The 18,609-nt window shown below is 40.5% G+C and carries 21 protein-coding genes and 2 pseudogenes; 6 read left to right on the forward strand and 17 right to left on the reverse strand.

The features are described 5' to 3' along the window. Positions 1 to 3: 3 nt before the first annotated feature. The 6 genes from LC20001_RS14620 to LC20001_RS11120 all read right to left on the reverse strand — a co-directional run bounded on the left by LC20001_RS14620 (position 4) and on the right by LC20001_RS11120 (position 4,961). Entirely contained in the window at positions 4 to 1,026 is a 1,023-nt protein-coding gene (locus LC20001_RS14620; RefSeq protein ID WP_235804471.1) for a UvrD-helicase domain-containing protein, read from the reverse strand. Positions 1,027 to 1,075: 49 nt separating this feature from the next. After that, on the reverse strand, positions 1,076 to 2,131 hold the full coding sequence (locus tag LC20001_RS14625; RefSeq protein ID WP_010008952.1) for a UvrD-helicase domain-containing protein: 1,056 nt from the start codon (positions 2,129 to 2,131) through the stop codon (positions 1,076 to 1,078). 161 nt (positions 2,132 to 2,292) lie between these two features. Continuing rightward, entirely contained in the window at positions 2,293 to 3,126 is an 834-nt protein-coding gene (locus LC20001_RS11105) for an alpha/beta fold hydrolase (RefSeq protein WP_010008951.1), read from the reverse strand. A gap of 9 nt (positions 3,127 to 3,135) precedes the next feature. Continuing rightward, the gene (locus LC20001_RS11110) at positions 3,136 to 4,044 is read right to left on the reverse strand and encodes a magnesium transporter CorA family protein (RefSeq protein ID WP_003680836.1); all 909 of its coding nucleotides are present in this window, start codon (positions 4,042 to 4,044) and stop codon (positions 3,136 to 3,138) included. Positions 4,045 to 4,108: 64 nt separating this feature from the next. Then, a complete protein-coding gene (locus LC20001_RS11115; protein ID WP_010008948.1) occupies positions 4,109 to 4,627 on the reverse strand; it encodes a GNAT family N-acetyltransferase in 519 nt (172 codons plus the stop codon). Between the two features lie 16 nt (positions 4,628 to 4,643). Further along, complete coding sequence (locus LC20001_RS11120) at positions 4,644 to 4,961, reverse strand: DMT family transporter (protein WP_029507944.1); 318 nt, start codon at positions 4,959 to 4,961, stop codon at positions 4,644 to 4,646. 283 nt (positions 4,962 to 5,244) lie between these two features. Here LC20001_RS11120 and LC20001_RS11125 point away from each other — a divergent pair, with 283 nt between their 5' ends. Together LC20001_RS11125 and LC20001_RS11130 are read left to right on the forward strand one after the other, a co-directional pair. After that, a complete protein-coding gene (locus LC20001_RS11125) occupies positions 5,245 to 5,481 on the forward strand; it encodes a hypothetical protein (RefSeq protein WP_010012393.1) in 237 nt (78 codons plus the stop codon). A 142-nt stretch (positions 5,482 to 5,623) separates the two neighbouring features. Next, positions 5,624 to 6,547, forward strand: a complete 924-nt coding sequence (locus LC20001_RS11130) for an IS30 family transposase (protein ID WP_099267157.1) — start codon at positions 5,624 to 5,626, stop codon at positions 6,545 to 6,547. Between the two features lie 436 nt (positions 6,548 to 6,983). On the opposite strand, the gene LC20001_RS11135 is transcribed toward LC20001_RS11130, so the two are convergent. Together LC20001_RS11135 and LC20001_RS11140 are read right to left on the reverse strand one after the other, a co-directional pair. Beyond that, the gene (locus LC20001_RS11135) at positions 6,984 to 8,369 is read right to left on the reverse strand and encodes an amino acid permease (protein ID WP_010008944.1); all 1,386 of its coding nucleotides are present in this window, start codon (positions 8,367 to 8,369) and stop codon (positions 6,984 to 6,986) included. A gap of 144 nt (positions 8,370 to 8,513) precedes the next feature. Further along, positions 8,514 to 9,020, reverse strand: coding sequence for a MarR family winged helix-turn-helix transcriptional regulator (locus LC20001_RS11140; protein ID WP_003680634.1), 507 nt, complete (start codon positions 9,018 to 9,020; stop codon positions 8,514 to 8,516). A 140-nt stretch (positions 9,021 to 9,160) separates the two neighbouring features. On the opposite strand from LC20001_RS11140, the pseudogene LC20001_RS11145 reads away from it, so the two are divergent. From LC20001_RS11145 to LC20001_RS11155, 4 genes and pseudogenes are all read left to right on the forward strand, one after another. Then, positions 9,161 to 10,102, forward strand: a pseudogene (locus tag LC20001_RS11145) (ATP-binding cassette domain-containing protein). Between the two features lie 215 nt (positions 10,103 to 10,317). Then, positions 10,318 to 10,479 carry a hypothetical protein gene (locus LC20001_RS14790; RefSeq protein ID WP_425319781.1) on the forward strand — a complete coding sequence of 54 codons (162 nt, stop codon included), beginning with the start codon at positions 10,318 to 10,320 and terminating at the stop codon, positions 10,477 to 10,479. Next, complete coding sequence (locus LC20001_RS11150; RefSeq protein WP_425319775.1) at positions 10,406 to 11,668, forward strand: IS4 family transposase; 1,263 nt, start codon at positions 10,406 to 10,408, stop codon at positions 11,666 to 11,668. Before LC20001_RS14790 ends, LC20001_RS11150 begins: the two co-directional genes overlap by 74 nt. Before the next feature lie 86 nt (positions 11,669 to 11,754). Next, on the forward strand, positions 11,755 to 12,456 hold the full coding sequence (locus tag LC20001_RS11155) for an ABC transporter permease (RefSeq protein ID WP_003680883.1): 702 nt from the start codon (positions 11,755 to 11,757) through the stop codon (positions 12,454 to 12,456). Between the two features lie 57 nt (positions 12,457 to 12,513). On the opposite strand, the pseudogene LC20001_RS11160 reads toward LC20001_RS11155, so the two are convergent. The 9 genes and pseudogenes from LC20001_RS11160 to LC20001_RS11195 form a co-directional block, all read right to left on the reverse strand. Next, positions 12,514 to 12,723, reverse strand: a pseudogene (locus LC20001_RS11160) (2,3-bisphosphoglycerate-dependent phosphoglycerate mutase); the annotation flags it as partial. 211 nt (positions 12,724 to 12,934) lie between these two features. Next, entirely contained in the window at positions 12,935 to 13,870 is a 936-nt protein-coding gene (locus tag LC20001_RS11165; protein WP_050781686.1) for a reverse transcriptase family protein, read from the reverse strand. A 2-nt stretch (positions 13,871 to 13,872) separates the two neighbouring features. Continuing rightward, positions 13,873 to 14,160: a helix-turn-helix domain-containing protein gene (locus tag LC20001_RS11170; RefSeq protein ID WP_010008935.1), complete on the reverse strand. Its 288-nt coding sequence runs from the start codon at positions 14,158 to 14,160 to the stop codon at positions 13,873 to 13,875. Between the two features lie 51 nt (positions 14,161 to 14,211). Then, complete coding sequence (locus LC20001_RS14430) at positions 14,212 to 14,361, reverse strand: hypothetical protein (RefSeq protein ID WP_156403526.1); 150 nt, start codon at positions 14,359 to 14,361, stop codon at positions 14,212 to 14,214. A 318-nt stretch (positions 14,362 to 14,679) separates the two neighbouring features. Further along, entirely contained in the window at positions 14,680 to 15,828 is a 1,149-nt protein-coding gene (locus LC20001_RS11175; RefSeq protein WP_010008934.1) for a tyrosine-type recombinase/integrase, read from the reverse strand. A gap of 56 nt (positions 15,829 to 15,884) precedes the next feature. Then, complete coding sequence (locus tag LC20001_RS11180; RefSeq protein ID WP_010008933.1) at positions 15,885 to 16,169, reverse strand: helix-turn-helix transcriptional regulator; 285 nt, start codon at positions 16,167 to 16,169, stop codon at positions 15,885 to 15,887. A gap of 21 nt (positions 16,170 to 16,190) precedes the next feature. Continuing rightward, entirely contained in the window at positions 16,191 to 17,819 is a 1,629-nt protein-coding gene (locus LC20001_RS11185) for a DNA primase family protein (protein ID WP_010008932.1), read from the reverse strand. After that, a complete protein-coding gene (locus tag LC20001_RS11190; protein ID WP_010008930.1) occupies positions 17,800 to 18,162 on the reverse strand; it encodes a hypothetical protein in 363 nt (120 codons plus the stop codon). Before LC20001_RS11190 ends, LC20001_RS11185 begins: the two co-directional genes overlap by 20 nt. Further along, a complete protein-coding gene (locus LC20001_RS11195; protein ID WP_010008929.1) occupies positions 18,152 to 18,604 on the reverse strand; it encodes a hypothetical protein in 453 nt (150 codons plus the stop codon). Before LC20001_RS11195 ends, LC20001_RS11190 begins: the two co-directional genes overlap by 11 nt. Between the last annotated feature and the right edge of the window lie 5 nt (positions 18,605 to 18,609).

Consider the following 18,609-nt stretch of genomic DNA (forward strand, 5'->3'; position numbering starts at 1 on the left):
GTTTTATTTAATTGCTTGAAATGCAGCGGTTACTGTAGGATGCACTGTACCTGAAGCAAACAGCTGAACGGTTTTGGTTGCCCGTGAAATTCCGGTATACAATAACTTATTCAGACGTTCTGGTGTTACTACGGCTAATTGTGCTTGGCTCACATCTAATAGTAATACGCGGTCAAATTCTAGACCTTTAGCTAAGGTCAGCGGCAAGATCACAGCTTGTTTGGTAGTCATACCACCATTTTTCACAAGCGCCAGCGTTGGTGTCAGCGCCTTTAAACCTGCGTAAACGGACTCGACCATTTCTGGTAATAACGTAACAATTGCTGTTGAACCGGAATTTTCTTGCTGCAACACTTGATTTAAATCAGCTAACATACTAGCAAAATCAGAACTTGACCGTAATTCAGGTCGTTGGCCGTGGCGTTGCACAGAAACCATCTCTAAATTCTTGTCTACCGCAAACTCACGGAATAAGGTGGTGACCTCTTGCGTTGAGCGATAACTTTTAGTCAATTCAAATAAGTGTGCCGATTTTCCTTGCACTTGCAGTTGCGTTACTATCTGGTCAAAACCAGGTGTATTCGTGTTGATTGCTTGATTTTCATCACCAAGTAAGGTCAATTTTGCGCGGGGGAATAGCATCGTAACTAATTGTAACTCGTCTAATTGATAATCCTGCAATTCATCAACCATCAAAAACTTGATTTGATCGTAGTTGAATTTAGTTAAATGTATCAATACAAAAACAAGATCCGTCAAACTGGCAGTAATGCCTGGTAATAGTTGTTGCATCCAAGCTGACCAATCTAGCCAAGCGTATTGATCGATTTGAGTCGCTAAATCGGTTAACTGATACCGGCGCAGTTTCCGTGCATACTGTGCTAATTGTCGCTCATTGTTGACCTGCCTTGGCCGACCAAATATTTTCACCTGCTGTGCAGTGGTCAAATTATCTAATTCAGCCAAAATTTGTTCATTGGTGGCGGCAGTACGGACGTCTTGAGTGAGTAGTTGTTGTAAATTCAAACGGACTGACTCCAGGCGATCAGCTAACGTTGCGTTGGTTGGTGTTTGTTCAAACAAGGGCTAACAAACGCGTCGTATCAAGTCCATTTGATAAATTCTGAAACAAATCCACGCTAACTGTGATCGTCGTTAAGGCGGTTGTTAACTGCGCCAAATGGCTAGTTCCTGCCGGCCAATCTGCAAATGCAGTGGTTGGTCCCAGAATCTGCTGGACGGTTTGTGTGAGTAATTGCTGATAAGTCGCTTGCCAGGGGTTTTCCTCACCCAAGGTCGGTAAAACGTGGGAAACGTAGTCGCTAAACAACTTGTTAGGAGTCAACAACAGCACATCACTAGCCTTTACCTTCTGCCGATTGCGATAAAGTAAATAAGCGATACGTTGTATGACCACCGAAGTCTTGCCGCTGCCGGCGACACCGCGGATAATTAGCGCATCCGTCTGTTCATCACGAATAATTTGATTCTGCTCTTTCTGGATGGTTGCCGTAATATCAGTCAAATATTGCTGGTGATCTTGAGCTAGCACCTCGATCAATAACGGATCCTCCACTGCTAATTGCGTGTCAAAATATCCCAGTAACCGTTCATGATCAATTTGGAATTGACGCCGTAGATCAATGGTTGCTTCAATTATCTGGCCATTAGCCGTGTACGCACTGGCCCCCAGCACTTGATCATAATACAAGCTGGCAATTGGCGAGCGCCAATCGTACACTACATCTTCACCAGCCCAATTCTGGTAACCAGTAATTCCAATATGAAAAGTTTCACTTTCCGTCGGCTCATCAGCAAAGCGCACGACAATTTTACTGAAATAAGCAGCTGGTAATAATAACTTTAATTGTTGGATTTTATTGGCTAGCACACTAGCTGAAAAATGATATTGATCGATCTCACGATTCATCGCTTCCAAAGCCGCAAAAGTGTCTAAATTATCACTAATATTAGCCATATTCAGACTTGCATCCTGCGCCAAACCACCTTTTACTTGCAACGCTTGTTGTTGATTTTGCTTCTGTAGCTGTAAGAAATGTTGCTGTTCTACTGTTAGTTGCTGAAAAAGATCAGTTAATCGCTGCTGTTCTTGCACAAATAGTTTATCCAAGCAATGACCTCCCCAAATTCAAACCATGATCTAGGTTGCTAGCATACCAACTTTTCTACAATAGAAACAGTCTTGAAATTACCTTTGATTTGCAGGATAATTAACTTAAGGAAATGAATGAGCGGATAAAAATAGAGGTGTGAGCATAATTGCTCGCACCTCTATTTTGCGTAAAACTGTCTGATCCGTTGAAAAATCAACGTCGTGTTTTCAAGCTGTAGCCAGTGTCCAGCACCAACGATCGCCACAATTTTCAACTGCGGCGCATACCGTACAGAATTGTGCAGCTGCGCGTAACTTAAATAAGGATCCTGCTCACCAAAAATACCTAGTACTGGTAAGTCCACCGTCCGATCCACTTTCACAGCTTGAGATTCCCAATAATAAGGATTCAAATTAGCTCGATACCAATTTAACGCTGCCGTCAAACGCCCCGGTCGTTGTAAGTCAGGTAACCAATTACGGCTGGCTTCAGGATTGTTTCTGGTAAACTTTCTAAACAAAGCCCAATTATGCTGTGAATAAAGCTTTTCCGCCCAACCACTGGCTAAGAAACTCACCGCATACCAACTTTTTCTGAGTTGCTCAAAACCGCCAGCTTTAGCGTAAGCAGTGGGATGACCTACCCCTAATGTGACGTAGGATGAAAATAATTCCGGATGCGCGATCACCGCACCCCAGCCAATATTGGCACCCCAATCATGCGCGATCAATTTCACTTTTTCAGTTACGTGTAACGTCCGTAAAATACCGACGAGATCGGCAATCATGTTCCGACTACGGTAATTAGTCACGCCAATTGGTGCATCGGTTGCACCAAAGCCCCGTTGATCATAAGCAATCACGCGGTAGCCGGCTGCCAGCAAGTGAGGAATCAATTTACGCCAAACTTTTAATGAGTCGGGAAAACCATGCAATAAAACGATTGGCTCGCCCATACCTTGATCAAACACATTAAAATTCAACTGATCAACCTTAATTATGCGTGTCTTCATTATTCACACCTACAATTTATGATGTAACTTCAAACCAATCAGCAACCAAGCGATCAATAGGATCGAAACGCCGATCGTCAGTAACCAAGCCCCGCCTAGTTTGGCCAACGGTAAATGCACGTTCATGCCAAAAAAGCCAGTAATGATCGTTGGCACTGCCATTGTCAGTGACCAAATCGTCAGTAATTTCATCGTATCATTCAGATTATTATTGACGATGCTGTCAAACGTATCACCGATGCGATCGACGACCTGGGTTTCAATATTGATCATCCATTGGACCTGTTCGGCTTCAATCGTCACGTCTTCCAACACTTCTTGCTTCGCCGGACCAATCGCCAAGCCAAAATGGGTCCGTGGCAAGTGACGTAGTAAATTGAGATTAAATTGGACTGCACCTAAAAAGAAAGTCAACGTTTGCCGTAAATACGATAGTGCAATCAGATCCGCGTTTTTTGCTTCTTTATTTAATACTTTGTCTAGTTGATTACGCTTTTTAGTGATCGCCTTGACGATGGCAATATAACTATCCATCAACGCAAACAACGTCTGTAAAATGAACTGATCGGCCGTTTTGATTGCCGTATTTTGCTGCACCTTGGTAAAAATCTGCGTAACCCAGTCTAGCCCACTTTCGTTAAAGGTAAACACGGTATTACCGTGGATGATAAAGCTGATTGGTCGTGTAATGTAGCGCAATTGCGCCAAATTAATGATATAGGGTACATGTACAATGAATAATTCATCAGCCGTATCCGAATCATAAACATAATTGGGGCTTTCATCTTTATCAGTCACGTAGGTGATCATTTCAGTCGTCAAACCATACGTTTGTTGCAATTGTGTCTGTTCTTCTGCAGTCAACTTTTCCGTGCCGATCCAATTATAATCAGCAACCGTTACTTTTGAATGGATCATGAGTTAACTTCCTTTTTCGTCATCTTGCATCCATTATATTAGCTTTACGACGCAACACCAAGCTTTAAAGCTGTTTCGTTAAAATAAAATCCGTTTGCCGATCATCACCCATCATAAAATCATGTTGCCCAGTCCGAACGAACCCAAGCTTCGTGTAAAAATGTTGTGCCGCAAAATTCTTTTCCCACACCCCTAGCCAGATTTTCTGTTTACCGAGTTGCTGCGCGACTTGTTCCGCTTGTGCAATCATGCGACTGCCTAAGCCATGGCGTTTAAAAGTTGTCCGCACATAGATTCGTTCCACCTCTAAAGCTACATTACCCATCGCTTCAGTTTGTACTGCATCATGATTGAGCTTTAAATAACCCGCTAAGTACCCATCAACGTAAGCAAAATAAAACTGCGCCGCTGGTTCACTTAATTCTTGTTGCAGCTTGGCCGGCTGATAGGCTGCATCTAAATAAGCCTTTAAGTTTTCCGGCGTGTTTTGTGCCCCAAATGTATCCGTAAACGTTTCAATACTAATTTGCCGTAGTATCGCTAAGTCGGCTAAAGTGACTTTTTTTAATTGAATTGTACTCATTATCTGTTCCTCCAAGTTAATGTACCGTTATTTTAATCCCGATAATACTGATCAGCAAGAGTCCGACGAACACCCAAGTTAGCGGCGACAGTCGATCACCAAATAAAGTGACCCCTAAAATGATCGTGCCTAAAGCACCGATTCCTGTCCAAATCGGATAAGCAATACCCAACGGTAACGTTTTAATTGCTTTAGCCAGCAACCAAAAGCTAAGTCCCATACCAATAATTGTGTAAACTGAGTAATCTAGCTTTTGAAAACCATGACTCATTTTAAGCGTTGTCGCCCAGACAGTTTCAAACAAACCCGCCACGATCAGATAGATCCACGCCATATAAATTCCTCCAATTGCCAAAACTTTAGCAAAAAAATAAAGCATCGCTACCATTCCGACAACGACCTAACGGAATGATAACCATGCTTACAGCCCACCCGGCGGCAGGTAATTTATTCGAATTTTTGCTATTTAGTCATTATAGCACATAACTAAATTTTAGAAAGCGTTGTACCTGTATATAAAATACTAATCATCACTAATAAACCTTTTTTTGCCATTGACCAGCACTAGGCCAATCAACTAGAGTGTAATAACGTGAAAAAAATTTGGAGGTTTCATTGTGGCAAAAGAGAAAATTAAGATTGATCCTAATGAATTTGCATTGGCAGTTATTGGTGGTTCTAATTTAAAAGCAGACGACGACACCCGCGCCAGCAAAGATGCGCTAAAACGGTACCTAACGGCTTACATGTTAATTGAAAACTTCAATAAATTAGAAGCCGAACAATTCAAATTCATCAACAGTTCTGATTTTGAATTAATGATGAAAGCCTTAGAACATATGCGGATCAATTAGTTGCATGACCAAAAAAAGCCTGAAGGGGCTTTTTTATTTTTGGTAGATTGTAAAATTTAAGTTGAACATATTAGTGGACAGAAAAACCCGTAAAGGTCTTTAATGGTGTCACCACAACATTCCACTAGAAAGAAGGACCTTTATGGGCACCACTATTTTATCATTTGAAGACCGCGTTGTCATCGAAACACTTCATCATGAAAAGCACTCACTTCAATATATTGCCGATTATTTAGGCTTTAGTAAAACCACTATCTTTAATGAGGTTCATCGCTTAGCTGGTGAGTATCACGCAGTTAAGGCTCAAACTGACCATGAAGTTAAACTTAGTCATCGTGGTCGTAAAACCATCTTAACGACTAACCTAAAGCGATTGATTGAAGAAAAAATCAAGATCCAAAAATGGTCAATTGAACAAGTGGCTCATGTAGTTAGAATTGCCTACAAAACCATCTATAACTGGATTGATCAGGGACTACTGGATATTAATGTGACTGATTTACCTGACCATGGTATTCGTCGCAAACGATCTAAAGAAACCCGTGGTAGTTTTAGTCATGGACGTTCCATCGAAGATCGTCCAGCTGAAATTTCTGATCGTAATACTTCAGGTCACTTCGAAGCTGATACAGTTTTATCTGGAAAACGTAAAGGTCAAGCAGTAGCTACGTTTGTCGAGCGTAAGAGTCGGCTTACCATCGTTAAACGGTTTAATGGACGAGATAGTACTTCAATGACCAAGGCTATTTTAGAATTGGCTAACCAGTTAGGAGATAATCTCAAGACCCTTACTGTTGACCATGGGAAAGAATTCGCCAACTACAATTTGATTGAAGAACAGGCCGGTGTTCCGCTGTACTTTGCGCACGCTTATTCGCCACATGAACGAGGCAGTAATGAAAATCGCAACCGAGTACTACGCCGCTTCATTCCCAAAGGTCAACCGATTGATGAGATTACCGATGATGAATTGATTCAAATTAACTGGTATTTGAATTCCCGACCACTCAAATGTTTAAATTGGCGAACACCGATTGAGATCTTTTTGCGTAATCTGCGTTACTAAATTTGTTCAAGTTATTTCTTGCAATCTGCCATTTAAATATGATTCTAACAAACTATAGATGGCTATGATAATCAATTAGATGTGCAGAATAGGATAGAATATATCTGTAGTTTACCGCAATCTACCATTTAAATTATCGCGTGATTATTGTGCGGTATTCTAAAAATAATTCCCTTACTTTTAGAAAAATAGGCGTTTTCCCAAAAAAGAGAACGCCTATTCAATTACAGTTATTAGCGCAAGTTTTTGCTAACAATATTTAACCTATTGTCCAATATCGTAAATCACTGATGCGCCAGTACCCGTTTCAATATCAATAATGTTTTTCTCAATAGACCTAGTCAACTTGCCTAGTAAGTCGACTAGGTCTGTATGAAGAACGTTTATCCATTTTATATGTTTGGACATGATTCATCATGGTAATTTACGCATATAACTACGCAGCACTTCGCCGATGCCGAATCAGGTAAACTGCCGCAGCTAATACCAGAACCGCCGCCCCGACGATGACCGACACCCGAGTATCAGGATTGATAAACATAAACACCACGATCACCAGCAACATCACGATCGCAAAATAATTTGTCAGTGGATAAAGTGGTAATTTAAAGGGATGGGTCGCCATAAGCTTAGTATTGCCTTTGCGGAAACGCAATTCCGCCAACAGAATCACGAACCATGGCACCATTCCGGGTAAAACCGATGAACTAAAAACAACGACAAACAGATTGGCAGTCGACTTACTATAGATTGACGCCACCATATCAACAATAAAGCCTAGTAAAATACCACCAGAGATACCTAAAATAGCTGCGTCAGGCACAACATGTTTCGACACACGGCCAAAGAACTTGGGCGCGTCCCCTTCGTGAGCCAATTTGAACAGCATCCGGCTTGAAGAATAGATACCAGAATTAGCGCCTGAAAGTGCTGCAGTTAAAACAACAAAGTTGATCACAGAAGCAGCCGCCGTAATGCCGACTTTGGCAAAGGTAGAAACAAATGGCGAGCCCAGCGTACTCAACTGATTCCAAGGATAGATCGTTACGATCACAAAAATTGCCCCAACATAAAAAATCAGAATTCTGAATAGCACTGATTTAACCGACTTAATAATTGCTTTTTGTGGGTTAGCCACTTCACCTGCCGAAATACCTAATAATTCAATTCCTTGGTAAGACCCCACAATGATCGACATGGAAAAGAAAAAGCCTTGAACACCGCCAGTGAAGAAACCGCCATGCTGCCAAAGATTGCTTAAGCCAACTGGATGGCCACCATTGCCCCAGCCGAAGAAAATAATAACTAGGCCTAAAACGATCATCATAATGATCGTCACGACTTTGATCATCGCAAACCAAAATTCTAATGAACCGTATGCTTTAGCACTGGCAAGGTTTGCCGCAACCAAAAATAAAATAACAATAATTCCGGCAATAAAGGAATTGGTATGCGGCCACCAATATTTTAAATACTCTGTCGCCGCCACGACCTCAGACATCCCCACTACGATATATTCAAAAACATTCGCCCATTTAGCCAAATACCCTGCCAAGGGATGAACGTACTCAGCGGCATAATCAGCAAAGGACCCAGTACCTGGATTAACATAAATCATTTCGCCTAGCGCCCGCATAACAATGTAAAGGATCAAGCCAACAAACATGTAGGCTAAAATCACCGACGGCCCTGTCCACTTGATCGTCGAGCTTGAACCCATAAAAAGGCCGACGCCAATAGCGCCGCCTAAGGAAATCATTTCCATCTGATTTGCTGTCATCGAACGTCGTAATACCGGCGCTTTTTCTATATTTTGCTTCATTTCTTCTCCTGACCAGTCATGTGAAATTTATTTTCTAACTCATTTAAAACTTAGTTCATTTATAATAGCATACTACAAAATTGATCATTGATCGGTCACTAGTAGTAAATTGATTCAACACCGCTAACTATTCGTAAATTTAAATTACTTTTTGAATCGTTTTAAGTACCGGCTGGCAAATAATTTATGGAACTTAACCCCTAAGGTAGGGTTAGCTGTGTCAATATCTGTATACATGGCATCCGTGATTTTAGTCAGTAACGCTGAGAGCTGTTCCAATTCAGTATCAGAGAGCACCCGCACGAACGGTGGCACTTCTTGAGCAGCAGATTCAATTTTTTGTCGGCCCGCAGCGGTTAAATTCACTAAGTTGATTCGCCGATCCTTCGGTGATTTGGTTAAAGTAATTAAGTCGCGCTTGGCCAGTTTATAGACAAATTCACTAGTGGACTGTGGGGATATGCCGAGGCGAGTTGCAAGTTGCTGCTGTGACAGATGGTCTTCATCCGCTAATGCCAGTAAAATCTTCCCCTGCCCCTCTACCGTCAAGCGTGGTCGTGATTGCTTGACAATGTCATCATAGATTTTGCTGAGTTGCTCATACTCTGCCAATTTTCCTGCCACTAATTCTGCCTTAATTTGGGTTGCCATTAGTAATCATTCCCATTCGTTGTTTTCTTAAGTATACAACATTCCTAAATCGGCGTGGATCAGCCACTTGACATTTTAATCAGGGGACCTTATTATATTTTCAGTCAGGGTACCTGATTAAATTCAAGGAGGTCTGGAATATGAGTCACAACAATAGCGTTAACGTAACGCATATTTATAAACAATTCGGCAACAAGACAGCCGTAAAAGATATTTCATTTACTATTAAGCAAGGTGAAATTTTTGGCTTACTAGGACCAAATGGTGCTGGTAAGACCACCATCATAAGGATGATGACAACTTTATTACACCAAGATACAGGACAAATTTTGCTAAATGGGTACGATACATCAACTCAGAGTCGCTTGGCGCGGCAACAGTTTAGCGTAACTGGCCAATCAGCTGCGGTTGATCAAGATTTGACTGCACGTGAAAACTTAATGATCTTCGGTAAATTAAATGGACTGAACCATGCCGCTGCTCATACCCGAACTACCGAATTATTAACCGATTTTGACTTAATAAATTCAGCCGATCAAACGCTCGCAACATTTTCTGGAGGCATGCGGCGCTGATTGGATTTAGCCATTAGCTTGATTGGAAAGCCCGCAATCCTTTTTTTAGATGAACCAACCACCGGCTTAGATCCACGAACGCGGAAACAGGTGTGGCAGGCCGTTCGCAAACTAGCTGCTGCAGGATCAACCGTTTTGTTAACGACACAATATTTAGAAGAAGCAGATCACCTTGCTGATCGAATTGCCCTCATTGATCATGGTCAAATGATCGCATTGGGGACACCAAGTGAACTAAAACAACAAGTCGGCGGCCTACAACTTAGGCTAGAAGTGCCCGACACGCAACGAGTTAGCCAAGCACAGCAAATTATTCAGGAGATATTGACATTACCGGTTAACGTCAATGACCGCACACTAACAGCGCTACTCGGCAATGTGAAAATACAATTGGTTACACAAGTCTTGTAGCAGCTTCAAGCTGCTGCAGTGCCCATCAGCAATTTTGCAATTGAAGCACCGACATTGGATGATGTTTTCTTAAAACTAACAGTCGGTAAAAATTAAGGAGCAGAAAATCATGACAACAAAAAATCATCCTATGAGCAACATACTGACTATGACACACCGTAATTTACTCAAAACCTAAAGGTTGAAAGTTAATATTTCCACTTAAGCCCTGATCTGTTAGGGCTTTTTTGCTACAAAAATAGACATGAAACCATCCACATCTGTATACTTAAAGCGTCTAAACAAAAACCATACAGAGGAGTTTCATGCCTATGTCTACTATACAATACAATGACACTGATATTCATCATTCTTTTGCTCATTTTTCAAAATTGGTCCATCTCTCCGCTATTTTGCGTCGTGTCAATATCCATAAATCGCGCGGTATTAAAACTGAACGCTTATTTGAATGGTTTATTGACCACCATCTTTAATCGCTACTCCATTTTTAGAGCAGAAAAGGCTAACGATTTTTCAAAACGAACTGTTCGCAATTGTCTAAATGATCCACATATTAATTGGCAACGACTGGTTCAGCTATTAGCGATCCATTTGATCCAATACGTGCAACATTTTACCGATCCAAGACGGCGACAAGCTTTGATCATTGATGATTCATTGTTTAAACGTGAATTTTCACGCAAAACTGAATTATTAGCTCGTGTTTTTGACCACGACAAACAGCAGTATTTTAAAGGCTTTAGGACACTAACTTTAGGCTGGAGTGACGGCAATACTTTTTTACCGCTGAACTTTGCCTTGATGTCATCAAGCCACGCCAAAAATCGGTTTGGGCACCTTAAGTCCAGTGATCAACGATCACTGGCCGCGAAACGACGTACACAGGCAACCCGTAAAATGACCGATGTCGCTTTAGAATTAGTAGATGATGCAATCAAATCCGGCATCAAGGCCAAGTACGTCTTATTCGATAGCTGGTATGCATCACCGCGCATGTTTGCGGCATTGCTAAAACGTCATTGTCATGGGATTGGTATGTTGAAAAAAACTAAAAAAGTCTATTTTCGTTATCGTGGCCGAGAAATGGATATTAAGACTTTATACACTAACTTACGGCGCAGTAAATGGCCAATTAAGGATAGCTATCTATACAGTCCAATCGTCACATTTGAAGTTGATGGCGAAAAAATCCCAATGAAGTTAGTCTTCGTAACCAAACGTGGCCAGGCTGATCAATATCTTGTGTTGGCGACCACAATGACTGACCTAAGACCAGAAGCAATCATTCAGATGTACGGTCGGCGTTGGCAGATCGAATGTTATTTTAAAGTCGCTAAACAATACCTGCAATTTGATCAGACTCAAGTCCAAAGCTATGATGGGCTTTGCGGTCACCTAGCAATGGTCATGTTAAGCTATGACGTCCTTGCATTGGTGCAACGTGAAAATACGGACGACAGGACGCTGGGTGACTTATTCTTCGATTATGGACGACCGTTGCCTGATATTAAGTTAGTAAGTGCGTTGAATTGGCTGATACAAACAATTACTGGTCTAGGTGAAAAACTCGACATGGCGGTTGAAACATTAACTATTATTTTTGACGAATTTATAAAAGCATTACCGAGTAGCCTGGCCAGGCTACTCGGTAATGCTCAATGAAGTGGAAACTAGTAATATACCGTGCCATAACCGTTTGACATCAATGGTTATGGTCTATTTGATACTTTCAACCTTTAGTCAAAACATTGCATAATCCAGATAGCCTCAGTGATGTCATCATTGAACCAGTGATCTTTACATTATTATTTGGCTACTTATTTGGTGGCGTGATTGCTGGTAGTGTTCACGCCTACCTACCAATGCTAGTATCCGGAATTCTGGTTCAAAGTATTTTAAATGCGGCTTCCGGTTCGGGACAACAATTGCGCGAAGATATTAATGCTGGCGTCTTCGCCCGATTCAAAACCTTGCCGATCTCACCAATTGCGCCGTTAGCGGGTCAATTAGTTGGCGACAGCTTGCGACTCTTACTTTCAGGAGTCGCAGCTTTAACAACGGCTTTTTTGATGGGGTGGCGGCCAACCGTTGGTTTACCAACACTGGTAGCAGTTCTATTGTTAGCTATTTTCATTGGCTGGTCGACCTCGTGGATTTTTGCTTTGGTTGGTTTAATGGCGAAGAACGCTGAATTAATTGGCAGCTTATCTATGATCATTATCTTAGTGCTGACTTTCTTATCTAACGCCTTCATTCCAACAAAGACATTGCCACGATTTATCCAGACCATTGTTAAGCTCAATCCAGTCAGTTTGACCATAACTGCGATCAGAATGATTCTGCGGACTGGTAATTGGAGCAGTAATGCGACTATGGTCCTCATTAGTGGTGGAATCATCATTTTGATTTTTATGCCACTAACCGTTTTTATTTATCAACAGCGTGACTAAAAAGCCATAAAAAATAGGCATTCCCCACAAAGGAGAATGCCTATTTAATAGTAGTTATTAGTTTAATTTCTTCTTGCTAACAACGTTTAACTTAGCGTCCAAGTCGTAAACAACTGGTTCGCCAGTAGCCATTTCAACGTCCATGATGTCAGCATCAGAGATGTTTTCAATGTACTTAGTCAAAGCGCGTAGTGAATTACCATGGGCTGCGATAATGACGTTTTTGCCGTCTAATAATTTAGGTGCAATTTCGTCTTCCCAGAATGGTGTTGATACCTCAGTGCTAAAGTCATTGGTACCATCGACTTCTACCCTATTTCTGTAATTAGGAGTGACCAAAGAGCGTCCAGATACTATTTTTAAACTTTAGCGTTAAAAAATACACATACTTAGTTATTTAAGCTTTTGAAAATTATGACACATCCTCTAAATTTCCATCAAATCATTAACCCAAGAAAAAAATGAATTATAGTAAAATTCAACCATTCTTAAGTATTCGATGCATTTCAGGAAAAATTCCTGGGTTAATTTGGCGAGCTGAGTTAATTTTTCCAAGTAAACTTGCTCGTTGATGGTCTAAGTTAGGATCATCTTTATCAGCTTTTTTTTGTGCTAGATATTGTTGAAAGTCAGCATATATTTCTTGACGGAGACTATTAGGAGTCAGCATCTGATGGTCAGTACTCAGGATAACGCCAGTAACACGTTTGGCGCGCTGACTACCATATGTTCTTACTTTTTGTCTTTTAACTTTATGACCATAAGCCGCCATAATCTGTGAAATACGTGCTTCGAGAGCCGCTGAATCAATAGGATCTAAGCTTGAATATGTAACATCATCAACATATATCGTAAAAATACAGTGAAATTGTTTAGCCACACACGCTAACTCCTCAAACATCTTTTGATAAGCATAAAATGCAATCACCATACTTGTAGGAGCCCCTTGAACTATTTTCCCCTCAAACATAACTAGTGAAGTGCAAATATCTGCAACATCAGGGCTTTGCTCTAATTTTGTCAAGAAAAATTGGTATACATATTCTCTTTCACAATTATCAAAAAACTTGCTGATGTCAGCCTTGACAAAATAACTATCATCCGCATGTGTTTCTGCATTTTCCGTCCAGTTTTTACCAACTTCTCCTGCCATTACCCAATCAGGACGTTTTACTTTACGTAAATATGCGTATACAGATGTTTGTATTTTCTTTAATCGCTGATTAGGTGCATCAATGATTCGGCGTTCATTGCTATTCTTTTTAGGCCTCGTAAATGAATAGTAACGCGGATTCTTAGCAATTTCTTCCAGCGTTTTAAGATCAGTATCTAGCATTCTAGCCAACCGTCTTCTTGAATGACATTTATATAGTTGACTTTGATTCAGTGGATAACGTCGGATATTCTTTTTCAACTTTACTCACCACCAGCAGTCTTACTAATTAGTTTAAGCATTAATTTACGAATCATTAATTTACTTTTTCCTTCTTTATCTAACTTTTCATTATTCTCAGTTAACAAAATTAATGTTGATAACTTAAGTTCAAGAATATCGGCATATTTTTGCAATATTGCTAATGAAGGCTGTTTTTTATTATTCTCGATTTCTGAAAGGTATCCTGCTGATATACCTAGCTCTTCGCTAAAATCTTTTGCACTATATCCATAAATTGATCTAAGCTGTTTCAATGTTGAACCATACATTAAAAAATAACCACCTTTCTAAAAAAAAAGCAGGGATTATATCCTCTGCCGCTAACTGAATAAGTTAATTAATAAATTATTTAGTACATCGAGAAGTTTTGCTAAGAATTCTAAAATTCGCATTAATTGCAAGAACTTCATTTTACGATGCTCGCGGCGCCGGGATACTCGACTCTCCGAATCCAACTTGTGTTTGTTCATTATAATGCCTTCTTTCCGAAGTCCTTTTAGGACTTCCCCTTTAGAAAGAAGAGGTATTCGGATTATCTACCCTACTAATTTTAGAGCTTGGGTGCCCTTAACCCAAGCTCTGGCGCTTGACGCCGCGGGCGGCGGCAAGCCGCTGTCCGTTGTTCAAGACCAAAGACAGATTTCAAAAAAGAAATCCACGAATGCTATGCATTCCAATTGCTTAAGGGTGTACCTGTACCAAGTTGGTAATTATAGTATAACATATTTAATCTTTAAGTCAAATAATATTAAACTGTAAGCTAATTTTATTAATTTACACTATGTTTATTAAGCATTCATAATCACTTTAACAACCTTTGCTTGTTCAACGGCTATTTGCTCTGGTATTAGACCAAGATAATATTTACGCGTAATCAACTCACTACTATGTCCTAAATACTTGGAAACATAGGCTACACTAACCGCATTATCCGTGATCAATAAGCTAGCAAGTGTATGCCGCAATGTATGTGTACTGTAGCCACCTACAATACCCAACTTTTTCTGTAAATGATGGTAAGACTTGTTAATACTTGATGCTTTAGGAAACTTTGCGTGTCCATTAAACATAATATACCCATTTGGATTATCTATGCCTTTACGATACAATGCTGAGCGGTGTTCTAAAATCCAGATTCTAACTCGCTTCATTAACACTTCAGGCACTGGCACTACGCGATTGGCATTCTTTGTTTTGGGACTACGTAGTTGCTGTCGTATGCTGTCATAACTTTCATCCACACGAATAGTGTTACGCTCAAAGTCAAAATCGTCTTCTCGCAATGCGATGGCTTCACCTACTCGTAATGCCGATTGCGATATTACCATCAAAAGAAACCAGTTAGTATGCTGGATGGTCAAAGACCGGCTAAGGAGCCAATCTCGTATTTGCCTATAATCAGCCTCTGGCATAAACTTTCGCTGATCAGATTTAGTTAAAGATTCATCAGCAACGATCTTGACTTCACCATCGGCTGGGTTACGTGGTATAACCCCATCGGCCACTGCATCCCGTAAAGCTGTTCGAATGTGTGTTAAATCTTTCCTAATCGTTTCATGACTGCGATTTAGTGCGTTCACATACCCTTGAATGATTGGCCGATTAAGCCCTTCCACTGTGACCCTTGGAATCAACTTCTTCATATGCTTATAAGTAGCGCGGTATGTGGCCTTAGTTGCTGGAGCCACAAGCTTTTCTTTGTACGTAAGAAACCACAACCAATACCAATCAACAAATTTCATATTAGCTTTAAAATAGTTAGTACCGTTACTTTTATTCAATTCAAGGTCAGCAATCCATTTTTTTGCCTCACGTTTTGTATCAAAAGTTTTTGACTTACGTTTGCGAATACCCTGATAGGTGAAACTGATCTCAGCCTTAAATGCTTTCCCTGTCCCTGAGCCCTTAGCTTTGGGATTATGATAAATACGTGCCATTTTTGTTAGCTCCCTCCTTATTAAAAAAGCAGCGTCTTTCAACGCCGCCATTTAGCTTATGCATATTCAAACCACTTACGTGATCGTCCAGAAATATATTCAATCAACTCTTTACGTGGCACATAAACTCGTTTTGATTTACCCAGCAAGACTCGTGGTAATGCTGGATCGAGTAGTAATTCCGCAAACTGGCCTCTAGTAATACCTAGGACTTCCGCGGCCTGCTTCATACTTAACAATCGTTCGGGTTTATCGTCTGGGTCAAAGCGGCTTTTAATTGCCTCTAAATAAACAACTGCAGCATTTTTAATTTCTGGTTTAACCTTTAGATCGTCGTACATTTTGTTCAACTCCCTTCACTATCACTTTAAATTTAACGCACTGTCGACCCCGTCAGCCCTAAAGCCAATATCATCGACTACTTGGTACCCATTCGACTTATGCTCGCTGTAATTGACACCTTCAAAAATTATCGGAAAGCATCGCCGAAATTCATTCCAAAATCGTTGGCCTTTTGTGTAGCCTTTACTTGCCACGTTAGATGCTTTTAACCATATTTCAAAGTCTTGAATAATATCAGCACGTGTAAGTGTTTGACCTGATACGATGTGCAATTGCTGCCGCATAAATGTAGCCACTGGCGTTTCTTTTGTCGCAAAGTATTCTGCCTTAGTCTCAGCCATGTTTGCCGATTGTGAAAAGGCATAATCATTTTGCCGCAATTCTTTTAACTTCTTTATTGCTAGCCAGGCAATTCCAGGTAGTTCGGCCACTAACTTTTCACCAAGTTGCTTATCCGCACTCTTCGCCAAAAAAGTATGCTCAAATGGCAATATAATAAGCCTGCGACTAAATCCAACCGTATCCTCTGGAGCAGGTAAGGTGTTAAACGCAAATGCCATTTTCAGTCTTAGAACAGTTTCAATGGAATCTTTAAACTTACGATCAATAGTAATTGGTGAATAGCCAGAGATTGCCTTTAATTCCGACGTCGGAAAACCGTCAGCGTCATTTTCATCAGCTAGAATGGCTAGCTTGTCCATCAATCCTTGTTTTGCAAACTGTTTCGATAAACTCTGTACTTTTATTCCACTTACGTTTGTGGCCCCTAACATGTCCCGGTACACATTAAACAGTGTCGATTTCCCCGAAGCACCAGACGAGATTGCAAACAGAATTACTGTCCCAGTGTTATTTAAGTCCAGTAGGTAACCAGCCCATTCTTGTACGAAATCACGCTCAGCTTGATCATCAAAAGTAGATCTCAAAAATTGGTCAAATTGAGGCGTAGCCATTTCTTTAGGCTCGATCGGTGATTGTAATAAAACCATATGATCCGGATTGTGTGGCACTAAGCTTAAATCAGTCAGCGACAAGTCCTGCCCAGAGAACCCGAAGTAGTCTTTACTAAAATCTTTCATGGATGCTTGCTTAGCCTTACGTTTCAGCAATTCAATGATTGCATTTTCGCGTCCAATCCCCCACAAATTATGATCAAAGTCGTTCAGAAGCAACGCCATAATACGCGCAATTGAGTCATGAGCATCGATATATTTACCTTTTTTAAAACTATAAATAAGTAGCGCATCTGGATCTTCACTAACACCTAAGAAATTCATAATCACGAGCAAAAAATCAACGAGTGTGTTTTGGTTTAAATTAGGTTTGCCTTCGTCCGAGTAAAAAATGCCTAAACGTTGCACAAGTGCCCGCTTACACGCCAATGCAAATGATTGTCCGATATCTTCGGAGCGCTTACCTTCATTGTCGTACGTGGCATTGAAAATATCCCGATATAATAACTTATCCAAAGGACCAAAATCCGCCGTAGCTGCTTGTAATTGATTCGAATACAATCCAAAATCACTATTTTTTATTGTCTCAATAGCTTGTGACAGCACGATTTTTTTAGGAGGCATTTTATCAATAGTCTCATTGTTGATGAATGATCCCAGTTCCTGATTATATTTTTCACAATGGTTTAACTTCATATAAACGAGCCCCCTTTATCTCGTTAAAATTCCAACCGATCACATTCACCTTATCAGCATCGTTCTGATAAAAACGGGCCGTACCGCCTTGACCGGCTAGCAGCTTAGGTAAGTCTGCCAGATCAAATCCCGCAATATCACTCGCCTGGAAAAAACTGTTAATAAAGTCAGTAAACGAATTAAAGCCATCAGATTGTGTCGTAATTAGCACCTTTTGTGGTTCATCGAAGGTGTCGATATTCATACGCAGTAAAAGCGTTAAGTCACAAACAACTGCACTTTTTATTTGCACAGATTCAATTTTAAATGTTAATTGTTTGGTACTTCTTTCTTTATTTATCATCATTTTTGCCCCCATCTAGTCGTGAAAATGAATTGAATTTGATAACTTGCAATTGGCGATAATTGCCCACTTTAGATACTTCCCCAAAGAGTGTGCTACCAACCAGCTGATCTAAATTTGGAACTTGAATTCCTTTTGGCTCGCAATAAGCCTGTAAGGCACGGAGCATTAGGCCAAACGGAGTGTCATCTGTGCGATTGTCTACGAAGATTTTGACACTAAATTGTTCAAAATTACCTGATAGTGCCTGCAATTTCAGTTCGATTGCATGATACTCATGATCCGTTGTATTTCCAGTAGTGCGATTTACGGCCACAATCTTTAATTGATGACTACCATCAGTGATACTTTGCTTTAAATTTTGCCAAGATAAATCAAATGGATCATTATCCATCTGTGAAATTGGTTCTTTTTTTGCTTCGTCGTTCTCACGTTTAATCATTATTA

The sequence above is a fragment of the Loigolactobacillus coryniformis subsp. coryniformis KCTC 3167 = DSM 20001 genome (genome assembly GCF_002706425.1).
Lineage (GTDB): Bacteria > Bacillota > Bacilli > Lactobacillales > Lactobacillaceae > Loigolactobacillus > Loigolactobacillus coryniformis.